This window comes from Thalassotalea crassostreae, assembly GCF_001831495.1.
Classification (GTDB): Bacteria; Pseudomonadota; Gammaproteobacteria; order Enterobacterales; family Alteromonadaceae; genus Thalassotalea_A; species Thalassotalea_A crassostreae.
The window spans coordinates 1,624,229-1,641,240 of sequence record NZ_CP017689.1; the positions used below are offsets into that span (position 1 = coordinate 1,624,229).

General features: G+C 39.0%; 18 protein-coding genes. 15 read left to right on the forward strand and 3 right to left on the reverse strand.

Going from position 1 to position 17,012, the window contains the following annotated elements; all coding sequences use genetic code 11:
• Positions 1-313 precede the first annotated feature (313 nt).
• From LT090_RS06965 to LT090_RS06985, 5 genes are all read left to right on the forward strand, one after another.
• Complete coding sequence (locus tag LT090_RS06965) at positions 314-577, forward strand: lipopolysaccharide assembly protein LapA domain-containing protein (RefSeq protein ID WP_068545214.1); 264 nt, start codon at positions 314-316, stop codon at positions 575-577.
• A 4-nt stretch (positions 578-581) separates the two neighbouring features.
• Positions 582-1,751: a lipopolysaccharide assembly protein LapB gene (gene lapB, locus LT090_RS06970; RefSeq protein WP_068545215.1), complete on the forward strand. Its 1,170-nt coding sequence runs from the start codon at positions 582-584 to the stop codon at positions 1,749-1,751.
• Position 1,752: 1 nt separating this feature from the next.
• On the forward strand, positions 1,753-2,451 hold the full coding sequence (pyrF, locus tag LT090_RS06975; RefSeq protein WP_068545216.1) for an orotidine-5'-phosphate decarboxylase: 699 nt from the start codon (positions 1,753-1,755) through the stop codon (positions 2,449-2,451).
• A gap of 87 nt (positions 2,452-2,538) precedes the next feature.
• The gene (gene efpL / locus LT090_RS06980; RefSeq protein ID WP_068545217.1) at positions 2,539-3,111 is read left to right on the forward strand and encodes an elongation factor P-like protein EfpL; all 573 of its coding nucleotides are present in this window, start codon (positions 2,539-2,541) and stop codon (positions 3,109-3,111) included.
• 173 nt (positions 3,112-3,284) lie between these two features.
• A complete protein-coding gene (locus tag LT090_RS06985) occupies positions 3,285-3,584 on the forward strand; it encodes a ComEA family DNA-binding protein (RefSeq protein WP_068545218.1) in 300 nt (99 codons plus the stop codon).
• Between the two features lie 90 nt (positions 3,585-3,674).
• On the opposite strand, the gene rne is transcribed toward LT090_RS06985, so the two are convergent.
• Positions 3,675-6,761, reverse strand: coding sequence for a ribonuclease E (rne, locus tag LT090_RS06990; protein WP_070795905.1), 3,087 nt, complete (start codon positions 6,759-6,761; stop codon positions 3,675-3,677).
• A gap of 676 nt (positions 6,762-7,437) precedes the next feature.
• Here rne and rluC point away from each other — a divergent pair.
• Positions 7,438-8,469: a 23S rRNA pseudouridine(955/2504/2580) synthase RluC gene (gene rluC, locus LT090_RS06995; protein ID WP_082897067.1), complete on the forward strand. Its 1,032-nt coding sequence runs from the start codon at positions 7,438-7,440 to the stop codon at positions 8,467-8,469.
• 113 nt (positions 8,470-8,582) lie between these two features.
• Here the strand turns inward: rluC and LT090_RS07000 are convergent, their stop codons facing one another.
• Entirely contained in the window at positions 8,583-8,999 is a 417-nt protein-coding gene (locus tag LT090_RS07000; protein ID WP_068545220.1) for a VOC family protein, read from the reverse strand.
• 245 nt (positions 9,000-9,244) lie between these two features.
• Here LT090_RS07000 and soxR point away from each other — a divergent pair, with 245 nt between their 5' ends.
• Positions 9,245-9,697, forward strand: a complete 453-nt coding sequence (gene soxR / locus LT090_RS07005; protein WP_068545221.1) for a redox-sensitive transcriptional activator SoxR — start codon at positions 9,245-9,247, stop codon at positions 9,695-9,697.
• A gap of 13 nt (positions 9,698-9,710) precedes the next feature.
• Here the strand turns inward: soxR and LT090_RS07010 are convergent, their stop codons facing one another.
• Positions 9,711-10,298, reverse strand: a complete 588-nt coding sequence (locus tag LT090_RS07010) for a Maf family protein (protein WP_068545222.1) — start codon at positions 10,296-10,298, stop codon at positions 9,711-9,713.
• A 347-nt stretch (positions 10,299-10,645) separates the two neighbouring features.
• On the opposite strand from LT090_RS07010, the gene yceD reads away from it, so the two are divergent.
• The 8 genes from yceD to fabF all read left to right on the forward strand — a co-directional run bounded on the left by yceD (position 10,646) and on the right by fabF (position 16,911).
• A complete protein-coding gene (yceD, locus tag LT090_RS07015) occupies positions 10,646-11,161 on the forward strand; it encodes a 23S rRNA accumulation protein YceD (RefSeq protein WP_068545223.1) in 516 nt (171 codons plus the stop codon).
• A 25-nt stretch (positions 11,162-11,186) separates the two neighbouring features.
• Entirely contained in the window at positions 11,187-11,357 is a 171-nt protein-coding gene (gene rpmF, locus LT090_RS07020) for a 50S ribosomal protein L32 (protein ID WP_068545224.1), read from the forward strand.
• 11 nt (positions 11,358-11,368) lie between these two features.
• Positions 11,369-12,397, forward strand: a complete 1,029-nt coding sequence (gene plsX, locus LT090_RS07025; RefSeq protein ID WP_089152990.1) for a phosphate acyltransferase PlsX — start codon at positions 11,369-11,371, stop codon at positions 12,395-12,397.
• Between the two features lie 5 nt (positions 12,398-12,402).
• Positions 12,403-13,362 carry a beta-ketoacyl-ACP synthase III gene (locus tag LT090_RS07030; protein ID WP_068545225.1) on the forward strand — a complete coding sequence of 320 codons (960 nt, stop codon included), beginning with the start codon at positions 12,403-12,405 and terminating at the stop codon, positions 13,360-13,362.
• 44 nt (positions 13,363-13,406) lie between these two features.
• Positions 13,407-14,336 carry an ACP S-malonyltransferase gene (fabD, locus tag LT090_RS07035; RefSeq protein WP_068545226.1) on the forward strand — a complete coding sequence of 310 codons (930 nt, stop codon included), beginning with the start codon at positions 13,407-13,409 and terminating at the stop codon, positions 14,334-14,336.
• Between the two features lie 3 nt (positions 14,337-14,339).
• On the forward strand, positions 14,340-15,083 hold the full coding sequence (fabG, locus tag LT090_RS07040; protein ID WP_068545227.1) for a 3-oxoacyl-ACP reductase FabG: 744 nt from the start codon (positions 14,340-14,342) through the stop codon (positions 15,081-15,083).
• Between the two features lie 264 nt (positions 15,084-15,347).
• On the forward strand, positions 15,348-15,581 hold the full coding sequence (acpP, locus tag LT090_RS07045; RefSeq protein ID WP_068545228.1) for an acyl carrier protein: 234 nt from the start codon (positions 15,348-15,350) through the stop codon (positions 15,579-15,581).
• 88 nt (positions 15,582-15,669) lie between these two features.
• On the forward strand, positions 15,670-16,911 hold the full coding sequence (fabF, locus tag LT090_RS07050) for a beta-ketoacyl-ACP synthase II (protein ID WP_089152995.1): 1,242 nt from the start codon (positions 15,670-15,672) through the stop codon (positions 16,909-16,911).
• Positions 16,912-17,012: the final 101 nt, after the last annotated feature.

The window sequence follows — 17,012 nt, forward strand, 5'->3', positions numbered from 1 at the left end:
GTTTCACTGAAATGTCTAAAGTTCGGCACCCAAGAATTTCACACGGTCTAATAAAGATCTAATCTGGTTTTAGTGCCGAATTGAATGCTCTGAATATTGAATTATCATTAATGCTATTATCGAACGTAACGTAAGATATGTATTGGTGTCGCATCAAAGCTCTTTTACTTGATATGATTCGATAATCTTCAATACCTATAGACATAAACTTACCGCGCGATTAACAGAATTTAGTCCATTTTTTTACTGTAAATACACGCGTTTTAGCAATATACTTAACAAAACAAACGAAAACTTCAAAGAGAACAAACGTTTGAAACTTTATTTATCTATTTTAGTATTATTTGCCTTTTTGGCTATTGCCTTTGTATTTGGTAGCCAGAACGAACAAATTATTGAATTAAATTATATTATTGCTCGTAGCAATATTAGTGTCGCCATGGCAGTAAGTATTTTTACTTTTATTGGTTTTATCATTGGCGTTTTTGCGATGCTGAGTTTTTCGATTTCTCGCAAAATAAAACGTTTTAAAGATAAAACAAACGCGCCCGCTCAAGCGCCACATTTGAATAGCTAGTCATATGACTGAGTTGCTCTTTCTATTGTTACCTGTAGCTGCTGGTTATGGCTGGTTTATGGGGCGCAATAGTATTAAGCAAAAAGATCAGCATGATAAAGACTCCCTTACTATAAAATATTCGACAGGCTTAAATTACCTATTGTCTAATCAACAAGACAAAGCCATGGAATATCTGCTCGAAGCTCTTACCGTTGAAGATGATACCGCTGAAGCCCATTTTGCTATGGCTAACTTATTCCGTAAAAGAGGTGAGCTTGATAGGGCATTGCAAGTTCATGAATACCTTGTGCGCCAACCCATGCTTAGCGATAAACAAAAACAACAAGCGGTTTTTGAATTAGGCCGAGATTTTCATAGTGCCGGATTATTCGATAGAGCTGAAAAATTGTTTCACAAACTATTGAAATCAGACATATACGGCATCAAAGCGCTTACCTATTTAATGCAAATATACCAATCAACGAAAGATTGGCAAAAAGGTGTAGGTCTTGAGAAGTCAGTACTTAAATCAAAAGATAAAAAGCTCAAACAAGTCTTAGCAAATTTCTATTGTGAGTTAGCAAGTATTGCAATATTGAATGAAGAGTACATAAAAGAGTTAGAGTTATTGCAACGAGCATTAGAGCTTCATCCGAAATCAAGCCGTGCAAACTTCCTAATGGCCCAGGTTTTTGAGAAGAGTGAACAATATAATGATGCTTGTCGTTGCTATCAGGAAATTTTTTATCAAGATAGCGAGTTTTTTCCTGACGTTATTGATAAAATGCAGCACTGTTATCAACATAGCGATATTAATGACGAGTTTTACCCGTTTATACAGAAAGTATTCGAAAAAACGGGCAGTACCACAGCATTAATTAAATACCTTGATTTCGTTGAATCAACGCAATCAAAAGAAAAAGCCGAAGAGTATATTTTAACGGCATTGAATAGGCGTCCTACTATTCGCGGGTTTAAGCACTTTATTAAAATGCAATTAACCGAAAGCGAACAAGGAAAAACTCAACAAAGCTTAGATGCGATAAAAGAGTTGGTTGCCGCATATATAAATATCAGACCCAGATACAGCTGTCGTCACTGTGGGTTTAATAGTACTGTCCATTACTGGTCTTGTCCTTCCTGTCATGATTGGGAGCAGATAAAACCGGTGAGGGGCCTTGAAGGAGAATAAGATGTCTGATGCCAAAGTAGTTGTGGCGCTAGATTTTGCAAATCAAAAAGATGCATTATCATTTGTTGATAAAATTCAACCAAGTGATGCAAAATTAAAAGTGGGTAAAGAGATGTTTACTCATTTCGGTCCTGAGTTTGTTAAAGGTTTAACCCATCGAGGTTTCGATGTGTTTTTAGATTTAAAGTTCCATGATATTCCTAATACCGTTGCTAAAGCTGTTCAAGCGGCAGCCGATTTAGGTGTATGGATGGTAAATGTTCACGCCAGTGGCGGTTCAAAAATGATGCAGCAAGCTAAGTTAGGGCTAGAGCAGTACGGTAAAGATGCGCCGTTATTGATTGCTGTTACCGTATTAACGAGTATGTCGGCGGATGATTTAATTGAGCTAGGCATTAATGCGACGCCTGAACAACATGTGATGAACCTTGCTCGCTTAACTCAGCAAGCAGGATTAGATGGTGTGGTATGTTCAGCTCAGGAAGCTGAAATGCTTAAAACTAACTTAGGCAAAGACTTTAAGTTGGTAACACCGGGTATTCGACCTGTAGGCAGCAGCGTTGACGATCAAAAACGCATAATGACACCACCGCAAGCGATAGATTTAGGCGTAGATTACTTAGTAATTGGTCGTCCAATCACTAAATCTGCAGATCCACACCAAGTATTGCAAGATATCAATCAGTCGATTCTTGTATAGATTCTCGTATAGAAAATTATTGTTTAGATAATCAAAACATAAAAAACCGTTTAAGAATAAGTAAGCTAAGAAAAATAGGAAATTAAGATGCCTAAGGCAAGTGACGTTAAAAAGAATACTGCGATTGAGCACAATGGCAGAGTTTGTATAGTAAGAGGGATCACTCGCTCTGTACCACAAGGGCGTGCAGGCGGAAGTCTTTACCGTATGAGATTATACGATGTAGTGACAGGTCAAAAAATCGATGAAACATTTAAAGATGTTGATATGCTAAATTTAGCCGACTTATCTCGTCGTAAAGTGATGTTTTCATACATCGACGGTGATGAGTATGTGTTTATGGATAACGAAGATTACACACCATATAACTTAAACACAGAAGCAATTGCTGATGAAGTGCCATTCATTACTGAAGAAACCGAAGATTTAACGGTTATTATTATCGAAGACTCACCGGTAGCGATTGAATTACCATCGAGTGTTGATTTAGAAGTAACTGAAACCGATCCTTCAATTAAAGGCGCTTCTGCAACGTCACGTACGAAACCTGCGACACTTTCAACAGGGCTTGTTGTGCAAGTACCTGAATATATTTCTACAGGTGATAAAGTAAAAGTAAATACTGAAGAAAAGAAATATATGAGTAGAGCAGACAAATAATACTTTTCTAACTCTTTTAATAAGGCCCACCGTTCGTGGGCCTTTTTTATGTCTGTATGTAAGTAGGGATTCTTCTATGGCCCATTTTATAAGGCTTGACAGGGAGTATTAGTGTTCTAAGCTAAAGTTAATACCACAAGGTGTGGTATCAACTTTATGTAAAGGAATTACTTATGAAAAACATTTTATTAATACTATTAGCCTTAGCGTTGACTCTTATACCGTCGTTAAATCCATCACATGCCAAAACCAGTCCTGATAAGTCCTCAATCGCTGTAGAAATGCCTATCAGTGTGAATAAGGCAACGGTAGAGCAATTAACTCAACTTAAAGGCTTAGGCTTAAAGAAAGCAGAGGCTATTGTCACTTACCGAGATAAGTTTGGTCCGTTTAAACGAATTGAAGATATAGCTAATGTAAAAGGTATTGGCAGTAAGTTTCTTGAAAAGAATGCAGCTTATTTGAGCCTTTAATTAGTAGACCAATTATTAGCCAATTACTAGAAATAAATAAGCCAGTCAATTGACTGGCTTATTTGCTTTTACTTTATCGCTCACATCTAATTATGATTGCGGTTTAGTTGGTCCTGCAGAGCTACTACTCGTTGCAAAAGCAACGGCGGCTGTTTTCTCTGAACGAGCAACACTTGCACGATCTGCGCTACTTAACGCTGCTGTTGGAATTTCATTTGTCGAAACTTCAACTGGAGCAGGTTTAGCCATTTCAGCTCGAGCTTTACCTTTAACTACTGTTTTCTTAGCAGCAACTGGTTTTTTCTTAACAGGAGCTTTTTTCTTAGCTGGTGCTTTTTTCTTGGCAACTGGTGCTTCTTCAGCAACCGGTGCTTCTTCAGCAACCGGTGCTTCTTCAGCAACTGGTGCTTCTTCAGCAACTGGTGCTTCTTCAGCAACTGGTGCTTCTTCAGCAACTGGTGCTTCTTCAGCAACTGGTGCTTCTTCAGCAACCGGTGCTTCTTCAGCAACTGGTGCTTCTTCAGACACTGGTGCTTCTTCAGCAACTGGTGCTTCTTCAGCAACTGGTGCTTCTTCAGCAACCGGTGCTTCTTCAGCAACTGGTGCTTCTTCAGACACTGGTGCTTCTTCAGCAACTGGTGCTTCTTCAGCAACTGGTGCTTCTTCAGCAGTAGGCGTTTCTTCAGCAAGAGGTAAGTCTTGTTGAACTTCAGCTTTGTTTGTTTCAACAGCTTCGTTCGCTACTTGCTCTACTGTTTCAGCGGCAGGCGCAGAAGTCGTAACAGCAGCTTCATTGCTTTCAGGTGCTTCTAAATCAAATGAACCTTGGCTTTCTACATTACTTGGGTAACGTGCATCAACTGGATTTTCAACAATATTTTGCTCAATCACGTTATTCTCAACTTGTGCTGCATCATCTTTTTCTTTACGACGACGTTGACCGTGAGATCTTAAGTGACGAGGTGAGCGACGATTTCTTGGCTTCGACTCTCCATCTTGCTTATTATCAGTTGTTACAGGTGTTTCATTTACGTTTTCAACTTTCTCAACTTTCTTTTCAGATTGTTGTTTAGTTGATTTCGCCGGAGCTTTGTTAGTTTTCGGACTTTGAACGTTCTGCTCGTTATTTTGATCGCTCTTTTGATCGTTTACACGTACTTTCTTACGAGTATTACGACGTTGACGACGTTCAGCAACTTTCTCTTCTTTAGGCTTGTCAGCATGTTTATGTTGAGGCTGCTTATTAGGTTGCTTCTTAGCTTGAGCTTGTTTCTGATCTTTGTTTTTATCATCACGGTTTTGTGGTGAACGATCGTTTTGAGAACGGTCTTGCTGCTTACCACGACGTTGCTGATTGCGTGGTTTACGCTTACGACGATCGCCTCTCTCATTGCGTTCGTGTTGTGGTTTTCTATTGTTATTACGTTGCGGCTTCTTCTTCGGTTGTTCTTCAGCACCAAACATTGATTTGAAGAATGCAACGATAGAAGCAATAACACCAACAGATTTCTGTTGCGTCTGCTGTTGTTTCTGATGCTTAGGTTGTGCTTGAGTATTGGTTTTTTCAGGCGCAGGCTTTGGTGCTGACATACCTTGTAAAACCGGCTCATCGCGTTTAACCACTTCTTTTTGGAACTTCGGCATTACGGCTTCTTCAACAGCCGCTTCTTTAAGCTTCATTTCGTAGCTTGCTTCTGCCATTGTTTCGTCATCACGTACACGAACAACTTCATACTGCGGTGTATCCATATCCATATTTGCTAGGATTAACACCTTAACATCATGGCTTTTTTCAATATGACCTACAGCATTACGTTTTTCGTTCAACAAGTACGTTGCTACAGGCACTGGTACTTGAGCGTGAACTTGTGATGTTTTGTCTTTAATGGCTTCTTCTTCCATTAAACGCAATATAGAAAGTGCTAAAGATTCAACACCACGAACATTACCGGTACCGCTACAGCGAGGACAAACACCTTGGCTGGTTTCACCGATTGAAGGACGTAAACGTTGACGAGACATTTCTAACAAACCAAAACGAGAGATTCGGCTTAATTGAATACGTGCACGATCTGGACGTACAGCATCACGCATGCGGTTTTCAACTTCACGTTGGTGGCGAACTGGTGTCATATCGATAAAATCGATAACCACTAAACCACCTAAGTCACGTAATCGTAATTGACGAGCAATCTCTTCTGCGGCTTCTAGGTTAGTATTGAAAGCAGTTTCTTCAATATCGCTACCTTTAGTTGCACGCGCCGAGTTGATATCGATTGACGTTAATGCTTCTGTCGGGTCGATTACAATTGAACCGCCTGAAGGTAAACGTACTTCACGCATAAATGCTGATTCAATTTGTGACTCGATTTGATAGTGAGTAAATAATGGTACGTCACCCTTATACAGTTTAACTTTATTGATAAAGTCTGGACGTACAAGTTGAATGTGTTGTTTAACACTTTCAAAAATCTTTGGACGATCAACCACAATCTCGCCAATATCACGACGTAGATAATCACGAATTGAACGAAGGATAACATTAGATTCTTGATGGATTAAGAACGGAGCAGGGCGCGATGAAGCAGCCTCTTCAATTGCTTTGTAGTGAGTTAAAAGAACGTTTAAATCCCATTCTAACTCTTCGTAAGCTTTACCAACACCAGCTGTACGAACGATTAACCCCATACCTTTAGGTAAGTCTAATTTGTTCAAGCTTGCTTTTAGTTCAGTGCGCTCATCACCTTCGATTCGACGTGAAATACCGCCGGCTCTTGGGTTGTTTGGCATTAATACTAAGTAACTACCCGCAAGAGAGATAAACGTCGTTAAGGCAGCACCTTTTTGACCACGTTCTTCTTTATCGATTTGAACGATAACTTCTTGACCTTCACGCAATACATCTTTGATGTTTGGTCGGCCTTGGAAACTGTATCCTTGTGGGAAGTACGTGCGCGCAATTTCTTTCATTGGTAGGAAACCGTGTCGGTCTGCACCATAGTCTACAAATGCGGCTTCTAAAGAGGGTTCTACGCGGGTGATTGTACCCTTGTATATGTTTGATTTTTTCTGTTCATGACCTGGACTTTCGATATCTAAATCGTAAAGGCTTTGGCCGTCAACAAGTGCTACGCGGAATTCTTCCGACTGTGTTGCATTGATTAACATGCGTTTCATAAATAGGTGACTCTATTGTTTAAATAAGTCACAACGCTGCTTTGTGCGAAAATACATCAGGTAAAATACTACCTGTTTAATAGCAAACAGAGAATTGGCAGCCTCACGGATGTCATTCCCTAAAAATTTGGGCCTGTTTATTTTTAATTTAATTTTCAAAAGATTACGGTTTGTTTTACCTTTATTCAATCTGTTTTCAGATTGATATCGACCATAACCTAATTAATTTTTGCACTCAGCTTCAGCTGTGCTTACTTTTATATAATTTAATTTGCTCTTTTATAGCTGGATTTGTTGTTTATGTTTTAAACACTGGCAAGTTACATACGCCGGTGCAAACAATAGGCAATTCAGTCAATGTATCGGGTGTCGTTTAACTCTTTACCGGATTGTCAGTCCATAATTGGTAATGGTTAAATCAAACACGAATTCGTTGTACAGTGATGTTGCCGCAACAAACCTCTTACGATTCAATCGAGAGCTTCGTTTTTACGTTTCTACATTTGTTCGCTGGCCAATTGGGCACTTAGGCGATGCAAATGTTATGTAATGTTCTGTTAAGTATTTATGACAAATACAATAACTCGAGCATTATCCCACTAAATAATAGGATAAGGCAATAAATTTGCTATGTTTTATTACGCAAAACTGCAAAAAACTGTGCTAAAATCGCGCCATGAACGATCAAAAACCAAATAAAGGGCCAAATGCCCGTCATAATTCTGCAAATAGCTCGGCTAATAGTCAGACAGAAACTAGTGAAAGACCAAAAGTAAGGTTTGTTACCATTGATGAAGAAACCGATGGTCAACGTATCGATAATTTCCTGTTAAAAACACTTAAAGGTGTTCCAAAAAGCATGATTTATCGATTATTACGTAAAGGTGAAATACGAGTTAATAAAAAACGTATTAAGCCAGAATATAAATTGCAAACCGAAGATATTGTACGTATTTGTCCTATTCGAGTTTCGGAAGAGGCGGCACCCGTTTCAACCTCTCTTAAAAAAGTCTCGTCTCTAGAGCAAAACATTATTTTTGAAGATGACAGTCTAATTGTTATCAACAAACCAACCGGCATGGCAGTTCATGGTGGAAGTGGATTAAGTTTTGGTTTGATCGAAGCGCTTAGAGCTTTGCGACCAAAAGCAAAAATGTTAGAACTAGTGCACCGACTTGATAGAGATACTTCGGGTTGTTTAGTGGTTGCTAAAAAACGTTCGGCACTGAGGAATTTGCACGAACAATTACGTCATAAGAATGTCCAGAAATTTTATCATGCTTTAGTAAAAGGTCATTGGTCTGCAAAATTAACTCGTGTTACTGAAGGCCTACGAAAGAATGATCTCAAATCAGGTGAGCGAGTTGTCGTCGTTGACAATGTCAATGGTAAAGAATCAGAAACTCGTTATCGAGTACTAAAACATTATGAAGGTTGTACCTTGGTTAGGGCATTTCCGGTAACCGGGAGAACTCATCAAATCCGTGTTCACTGTCAAGTATCAGGTCATCCAATTGGCTGTGATGCGAAATACGGAGCCGAAGATTTTACTGCATTAATGAATAAACAAGGTTTAAAGCGTTTATTTTTGCATGCTGCGAGCATCGAGTTTACTCATCCTAAAACTGAGGAACGAGTAAAGTTTGAGGCACCTTATGACGATGCATTAACCGCTATATTGAAAAAACAGACGGTTAAGACTTATTAATCTTGCTCATAAAAATTACTTCATACCTTGAAATGATAAGCCAGCAACTTGCTGGCTTATTTGTTTTTTACCACTTGGTACTAGTCGTTAGGTTTTAATATCATTGACCTTTGCTACTCATCTTGATTGCGTTCTGATGGTATATCACTTAAATATTCTACAAACTCAACTTCATAACCACTCGGATCAATACAATAGAAATTTTTTCTAAATTTTGATGTCGCGCCATCTTTAGCAACCGGGTAGCCAGCTTGCCTGAGTCGTTTTATGGTAGATTCGATGTTATTGGTAACAAAAGCGAAATGAGATAAACCGACATTCATACTTTCTAAATCTCTATTTTCTCCTGTGGCACTGTCGCTAAAAGCTAAGTATTGGTATTCGTCACCAAAGTGAATCCAATTTCGTGGTGTTCCATACCATGACGCTCGCCCCTGGCTTCTAATTTGCCAATGTGGAAATGCTGCTCGATAAAATTTGAGTGTGGCATCCATATCTTTAACGAATAAGTTGATGTGTTCTAAATGCATAAGGGTCCCTTAATAGTATTGGTTCTAGTTTTTGTTTTAAGTTTTGGTTTAAGTTTTGGTTTAAGTTTTGGTTTAAGTTTTGGTTTAAGTTTTGGTTTAGATTTAGGTTGTTTTTATGTTGGCTAACATTGATTTAGGGAGTACTATAAAACCTCAACTTAACTTGAGGTAAAGCGTTTTTTACCTAATACTTGAAAATTTTATTAACGGTTAGCATGAAAACCGTGTGTAGAGGAAACTAATTGATGTCAGTGATAGAAGAAGCAACACTTTCCGTTGGGTATGTGGCAAAGCGATGTGGTATTAAGGTTTCTGCTTTACATTTTTATGAACAAAAAGGGCTAATTCGAAGTTGGCGTAATCAAGGCAATCAACGTCGTTATAAGCGTGATGTGCTGCGACGTATATCGGTGATCAAAGCGGCGCAAAAGATGGGCATCAGTTTAGGTGAAGTAAAAACTGTTTTTGAACAATTACCAAATAACCGAACGCCAAACAAAAATGATTGGGGGAATCTGGCCAAAATTTGGCAAGAAACCCTTGAACAACGTATCCGTTATTTAGAGAATCTTCGAGATTCATTAACTGGTTGTATAGGTTGTGGTTGCTTATCGATGACCAATTGTCCTATTTACAATGCCAATGACGAACTTGGAAAAGAAGCAAGCGGAGCGGTTATTTTGAACCGCTCTTTGTGACACAGTAGATGGATTACTGATATTGTAAGACGTCGAAACCTTCATTTTTCAGTAATTGATGTAATCGAATTAATGGCAAACCGATTAATGAATTTGGATCGTCACCGTTTAAACTTTCAAACAAACAGATACCGAGACCTTCGCTTTTAAAACTTCCCGCGCAGTTATATGGTTGTTCTGCATGTAAATAATGGCTTATCTCATCAATCGTTAATTCTCTAAAGCTTACATGAAACGGTTCAACTATGACTTGAGCCTTATCGGTAATTGCGTTGTATAAACAAAGTCCTGTTAAAAACGTTACAGATTTGCCACTAAATGACGTTAGTTGTTTAACGCCGTTTTCAAAGGTGTGAGGCTTACCAAGAATATTACCGTCACAAACTGCTACTTGATCTGAACCTATAATTAGTCCTTCAGGAAACTGTTCAGCAACGGCCTTTGCTTTTTGCTCAGCGAGTCTAGCGACAAGTTGTTCAGGTGTTTCGCCATCGATAGCTGTTTCATCAATGTTTGGTTTGGCACAATCAAACGGTACATTAAGTTTCTCTAATAAAGCCTTTCTAAATGGCGAGGTTGAGCCTAAAACGAGTTGGGTCATAAATAATACTCTTATTTTTACAAAATACGTGATTACATGTAATCGAAAACGAATGTCCAGTTTATGCTCTAATATAAAGACTTAGATAAAGCTATGAAATTAAAAACCAAATGAACACTGAAAAAATTAGGGTTATTTTACTTAACTTTACTGTTATTATCTAAAACTTATTGGTTATATTAACAATATTAATTTTTGATGATAATAATGTTAACGATTATTAAATGACGAAAAGTGTTCATATATAGCGCACTTGTGTTAAAATTTGTGATTAAATTGGCTTTTACAATTAATTTAGCTAATTTTCTTTTGACACAAGGCTCGACACCATTTAATATGCGCGCCTTATGAAGAATCTTAAGCTCCCGATATCAATAGATCCGTATAAAAGCGCTCAGCGTCGTCTTGAGTGTAACGGTTATTTTGAGATGTCTGGATTAGAAAGATTGCTTGCCGAAGTTGATAAAGCGGAAAGTGAGCAAATCAATGTTGTAGTCAACTTTGATGTGGATGAGCAAGGACTGATAGTAATCAGTGGTAGCGCAGAAACTCAAGTAGCTTTAACATGCCAGCGTTGTAATGAACCATTTCAACAGGAACTAAAAGTAAAGTATTGCTATAGTCCTGTTAAAGATGAGGATAGTGCCGAGCAACTACCTTCGCATTATGACACTGTAGTATTAGATGAAAATGGTGAAGTAAATTTACGCGAATTAGTGGAAGACGAATTAATCATTGCGATTCCATTAATACCGAAACATAACCTAAGCGAGTGTTCAGCTAAAGCTGATACGAGTTGGGGTGAGTTACCGGATACGCTTGAGAAACCGAATCCATTTGATGTTTTAAAAAACCTCAAGTAACTTTTTTAAATTTAGGAGTAGGGTAATGGCCGTACAAAAGAGTAAGAAATCTCGTTCAAGACGTGGCATGCGCCGTTCACACGATGCATTAACAGCAGAAAACTTATCAGTAGATAGCGTTTCTGGTGAAACTCACCGTCGTCACCACGTAACAGCCGATGGCTTTTACAAAGGTGAAAAAGTTATCGCTAAATAAGCGACTTAACTTTGCATAGTCTAACGGTTGCGTTAGATGTTATGGGGGGCGATTCTGGCCCCCTAGTAACAATCCCTTCTGCAATAATGGCAATTAATAACTTGCCAACACTTAAGCTCACCCTTGTCGGGGATGAAGCTGCAATCCTTCCATTGCTAAAACAACACAATTGTTTCGAACATCCAAGAATCACTGTATTACATGCAAGTGAATCTATTGCCATGGATGAAAAACCATCTGCGGCTTTACGAACCAAAAAAGATTCGTCGATGCGCAAAGCTATCGAGCTAGTTAAAGCTGGTGATGCTGATGCTGTTGTGAGTGCTGGTAATACCGGAGCTTTGCTAGCTATTTCTCATTATGTGCTTAAGAAACTGTCAGGCATTGAACGTCCTGCATTGATCTCTCATTTACCAATAACCAACTCTAATTCCCATGCGTTAATGCTTGATTTAGGTGCTAACGTTTTTTGTGATTCTGATACCTTATTTCAGTTTGCACTAATGGGCGCAGCGATGGCTGAAGAAGTCGATGGTAAAGAATCGCCTCGTGTTGCTTTGCTCAATATGGGTGAAGAAGATATTAAAGGCAGTGATCGAATTAAACAAACAGCAACATTACTCAATGAATCCGAGGAACTAAATTACATTGGATTCATCGAAGGTAATGATATATTTTCAGGTAAAGCTGATGTCATTGTTTGTGATGGCTTTGTTGGAAATATTGCTTTAAAAACATGTGAAGGTGTTGCAAAACTTGTTATGTCAAAAGTAATGAAGATTATTCAAGACAGCAAGTTTACCCGTATATTGGGGGTTCTATTGAATCCAACGCTAAAAAAAATCGTAAAACGACTGAACCCCGACCAGTATAACGGCGCAAGTTTGATAGGATTACGCGGTATTGTTGTGAAGAGTCATGGCAATGCGACAAGTTCAGCTTTTTACAATGCGATATTAGAAGCTGTAAAAGAAGTTGAAAGGCAAGTTCCTGATAAAATAAAAAGCAAAGTTGAACTGGGATTATTAAAAAGGTCTTAAAAAAAATGAATTCTAAAATTATTGGTACCGGCAGTTATTTTCCTGAGCAAGTAAGAACCAATGCTGATCTTGAAAAAATGATGGACACCACCGATAAGTGGATAACTGAACGAACTGGTATTAAAGAGCGTCGTATTTCTGCAGAGCATGAAAATGTTGCTTATATGGGCGCTAAAGCTGCTGAAAAAGCGATTGAAATGGCAGGTATCGACAAATCAACGATTGATATGATCGTGATGGGGTCTACTAGCTCGCACGTTGATTTACCAAGTGCGGCATGTCATTTACAAAAATATTTAGGTGTACCAACTATTCCTGCGTTCGATGTGGCTGCGGCATGTTCCGGTTTCATATTTAGTCTTAGTATTGCTGATCAGTACATTAAATCAGGTATGGCTAAACGTATCCTTGTGGTGGGTGCAGATGCGCTTTCACACATGTGCGACCCAAGTGACCGTGGTACTTATATCTTATTCGGTGATGCTGCAGGCGCAGTTATTATTGAAGCTAGTGAAGAACCAGGCGTTATCTCAACTCATATTCATTCTGACGGTGATTATGGGGCGCTACTTGGTGCTGACTCGCCTAAGCGTGGTGAGTTAATGACAGAAGAAAAAGCATATATATATATGAAGGGTAATGAAGTCTTCAAGTTTGCTGTAACACGTTTAAGCGAAATTGTGACTGAAACCTTAGAACACAATAATATGGATAAATCTGAAATTGATTGGTTAGTACCACATCAAGCAAATTTACGTATTATCGCTGCGGCAGCTAAAAAGCTCTCGCTACCGATGGAGCAAGTCGTTGTGACATTGGACAAACATGGCAATACTTCAGCTGCCACGATTCCAACAGCACTTGATGAAGCCGTTCGTGATGGGCGTATTAAGCGTGGTCAAACAATTCTTATGGAAGCCTTTGGTAGTGGTTTTACTTGGGGTAGTGCATTAGTTAAATTCTAATTCACATAGTAATAGATAAATTTTTAATATTTAGGTAATAAACAATGAACAACAATTTAGCCTTTGTATTTCCTGGTCAAGGTTCACAATCGGTAGGTATGCTTGCTGATCTTGCTGACGTTGAAGCGGTAAAGGAAACATTTGCAGTAGCATCTGCTGCGTTAGGTTACGATTTATGGGACCTTTGTCAAAACGACAGTGAGGGTAAATTAAATCAAACAAATTACACTCAACCAGCATTATTAACGGCAAGTGTTGCTGTATATCGTGCATGGATTGCTAAAGGTGGCGCTGTACCTAGTGTTGTAGCAGGTCATTCATTAGGTGAATATTCTGCACTAGTTGTTGCTGGCGTTATCAGCTTAGAAGATGGCGTTAAGCTTGTGGAAAAGCGTGGCGAGTACATGCAACAAGCTGTTCCTGCTGGTGTAGGTGCAATGTATGCAATCATTGGTTTAGCAGATGACGCTATTATCAATGCCTGTGAGCAAGCAGCCCAAGGCGAAGTCGTTTCTGCTGTTAACTTTAACTCACCAGGTCAAGTCGTTATTGCTGGTAATAAAGATGCGGTAGAACGTGCCGGGGCTTTATGTAAAGAAGCTGGTGCAAAACGTGCTTTACCATTACCTGTTAGCGTGCCATCGCATTGTGCTCTTATGCAGCCAGCAGCTGATAAATTAGCAGCTGACTTAGAAAGCATCGAATTTAACGCGCCTAGCATTCCAGTAATCAATAACGTTGATGTTGAAGCGACAAGTGATGTAGCGGCAATTAAAGATGCGTTAGTTCGTCAACTATATTCGCCAGTTCGTTGGACTGAATCAGTTGAAAAAATTGCTGAATTAGGCGCTGAAACATTAATTGAAGCAGGACCTGGTAAAGTATTACAAGGTCTTGTCAAACGTATTAACAAACAACTTAGCTGTGCATCGGTAAATACTGCTGACACACTAAACACTGCATTAGAAGGATAGACAATGTCTTTATTTTCATTAGAAGGTAAAACTGCACTGGTAACTGGCGCAAGTCGTGGTATTGGTAAAGCAATCGCGGAACAGTTAGTTAGCCAAGGAGCGACAGTAATTGGTACGGCAACATCACAAGGTGGTGCAGACAATATCAGTGCTTACTTAGCGGATAACGGTAAAGGCTTTGCTCTTAACGTTACTGATAGCGACTCAATTACGGCTCTATTTGAAGCGATTAAAGCTGAATTTGGTCAAATTGATATCTTGGTAAATAACGCTGGTATCACACGCGATAACTTAATGATGCGCATGAAAGAAGACGAGTGGGATGATATTATCAGCACCAACTTGAATTCTTTATTTAAGATCAGTAAAGCAGTAATGCGTCCGATGATGAAAAATCGCAATGGCCGTATTATTAACATTGGTTCAGTGGTTGGCTCTATGGGCAACGCTGGCCAAGTTAACTACGCAACATCGAAAGCGGGTTTACTTGGCTTTACTAAATCATTAGCAAAAGAAGTTGCATCTCGTGGCATCACAGTAAATGCAATTGCCCCAGGTTTTATTGATACAGATATGACTAAAGCTTTGAATGATGAACAGCGCAGTGCTATTTCTTCACAGGTGCCGGCAAATCGTTTAGGTGAACCAGAAGAAATCGCTGCAACAGTAGGCTTTTTAGCTTCTGATGCTGCTGCATACATTAACGGTGAAACTATTCACGTTAATGGTGGCATGTACATGGTTTAATGCCAATTTGGCAAAATTATTAAAAGGCAGAACTAAGCTGTCTTTTGGTAAATTAACCAATCTATTTTTTAAGGTTTATATCGCTGGTTAATTATTGCACAGTAATTTAAGTAGATTTCTTGCAAAAATACCGGTTTTAAGCCATAAATAAGAGATTAGTCATGAGGTTGGACCAGAAAAGTGACTTAAAAGCTTGCAAGGCGACTTGATGACGAATAAACTACACGCAATTATATAATTGCTTAATATAGTAAAGGAAAAATAATGAGTACTATCGAAGAACGCGTAAGAAAAATCATCGTTGAACAGTTAGGTGTTAAAGAAGAAGAAGCTAAAAACGAAGCATCTTTCGTAGATGATTTAGGTGCGGATTCTCTTGACACAGTTGAATTAGTAATGGCTCTTGAAGAAGAGTTCGATACTGAAATCCCTGATGAAGAAGCAGAGAAAATCACAACTGTTCAATCAGCGATCGACTACGTTACAGCTAACGGCTAATAACGAGTTAATCAATCAAGGCGGTTTAATTACCGCCTTTTTTGTTTTTGTTTTTTGAAAAATTTCAACTTTTAATGCGGAGACATTGATTGTCATGCGACGAGTCGTAGTTACAGGCCTAGGAATGCTAAGTCCGTTAGGAAATGATCCTCAATCTACTTGGGATGCTTTGCTTGCCGGAAAAAGCGGTATTGGCCTAATTGAACATTTAGATACCACAGACTTTACAACTAAGTTTGCTGGTATGGTTAAAGAATTTGATCCAGAAAGTTTTGGTATTGCCAAAAAAGAAACTCGTAAAATGGATTTATTCATCCAGTACGGGATTGCAGCAGGTAACCAAGCGTTAGCTGATTCTGGTTTAGAAGTTACTGAGCAAAATGCTGCACGTATTGGTGTTGCTGTTGGCTCAGGTATCGGTGGATTAACATTAATTGAAGAAGGTCATACAAAAGCACTAAATCAAAGTGTGCGTAAACTTTCTCCATTTTTCTGTCCATCAACCATATTAAATATGATCTCAGGTCATCTTTCTATCACACACGGTCTTAAAGGACCTAATATTGCGATAGTGACAGCATGTACTACTGGTGTTCATAATATTGGTCACGCGGCTCGTATGATTGCATACGGCGACGCTGATGCTATGGTTGCTGGCGGTGCAGAAAAAGCGTCTACCGTATTAGGTATTGGCGGCTTTATGTCTGCTAGAGCATTATCGACTCGCAATGACGCTCCTCAACAAGCATCTCGTCCTTGGGATAAAGATCGTGATGGCTTTGTTTTGAGTGATGGTGCTGGGGTGGTTGTTCTTGAAGAATATGAACATGCAAAAGCTCGTGGTGCTAAAATTTACGCAGAATTGAGCGGTTTTGGTATGAGCGGCGACGCACATCATATCACTTCGCCACCAACAAACGGTGCAGGCGGCGCTTTAGCGATGTCAAATGCAATTAAAGATGCTGGTATCGACAGCGACAAAATTGGTTATATCAATGCTCACGGCACTTCAACGCCTGCAGGCGATATTGCCGAGACTAATGGCGCAAAATCAGTATTTGGCGCTCATGCCTATAAACTAATGATGGGTTCGACTAAGTCTATGACTGGTCACATGTTAGGTGCTGCGGGTTCTGCGGAAGCAATCTTCACAATTTTAGCATTACAAAATTCTGAAGTGCCGCCAACAATTAATTTAGATAACCCTGGTGAAGGTTGTGATCTTGATTATATTCGTGGTGAAGCTCGCCAAGCAAACTTAGAGTATGCTCTATGTAACTCTTTTGGTTTTGGTGGAACAAACGGTTCTTTACTGTTTAAAAAAGTCTAACTGAACGCTTGATAAGATTGCTAAAAGCCTGAATACTATAAATGTATTCAGGCTTTTTTATATTTGCATATAAAATACACGAATACACCAAATTTAAATAG

Coding starts and splice junctions, on each gene's coding strand:
- fabD (WP_068545226.1), top strand. CDS start 13,407: ATGAACAACAATTTAGCCTTTGTATTTCCTGGTCAAGGTTCACAATCG.
- soxR (WP_068545221.1), top strand. CDS start 9,245: ATGTCAGTGATAGAAGAAGCAACACTTTCCGTTGGGTATGTGGCAAAG.
- fabG (WP_068545227.1), top strand. CDS start 14,340: ATGTCTTTATTTTCATTAGAAGGTAAAACTGCACTGGTAACTGGCGCA.
- efpL (WP_068545217.1), top strand. CDS start 2,539: ATGCCTAAGGCAAGTGACGTTAAAAAGAATACTGCGATTGAGCACAAT.
- pyrF (WP_068545216.1), top strand. CDS start 1,753: ATGTCTGATGCCAAAGTAGTTGTGGCGCTAGATTTTGCAAATCAAAAA.
- LT090_RS07000 (WP_068545220.1), bottom strand. CDS start 8,999: ATGCATTTAGAACACATCAACTTATTCGTTAAAGATATGGATGCCACA.
- LT090_RS06985 (WP_068545218.1), top strand. CDS start 3,285: ATGAAAAACATTTTATTAATACTATTAGCCTTAGCGTTGACTCTTATA.
- yceD (WP_068545223.1), top strand. CDS start 10,646: ATGAAGAATCTTAAGCTCCCGATATCAATAGATCCGTATAAAAGCGCT.
- LT090_RS07010 (WP_068545222.1), bottom strand. CDS start 10,298: ATGACCCAACTCGTTTTAGGCTCAACCTCGCCATTTAGAAAGGCTTTA.
- rluC (WP_082897067.1), top strand. CDS start 7,438: ATGAACGATCAAAAACCAAATAAAGGGCCAAATGCCCGTCATAATTCT.
- lapB (WP_068545215.1), top strand. CDS start 582: ATGACTGAGTTGCTCTTTCTATTGTTACCTGTAGCTGCTGGTTATGGC.
- LT090_RS07030 (WP_068545225.1), top strand. CDS start 12,403: ATGAATTCTAAAATTATTGGTACCGGCAGTTATTTTCCTGAGCAAGTA.
- rne (WP_070795905.1), bottom strand. CDS start 6,761: ATGAAACGCATGTTAATCAATGCAACACAGTCGGAAGAATTCCGCGTA.
- acpP (WP_068545228.1), top strand. CDS start 15,348: ATGAGTACTATCGAAGAACGCGTAAGAAAAATCATCGTTGAACAGTTA.
- rpmF (WP_068545224.1), top strand. CDS start 11,187: ATGGCCGTACAAAAGAGTAAGAAATCTCGTTCAAGACGTGGCATGCGC.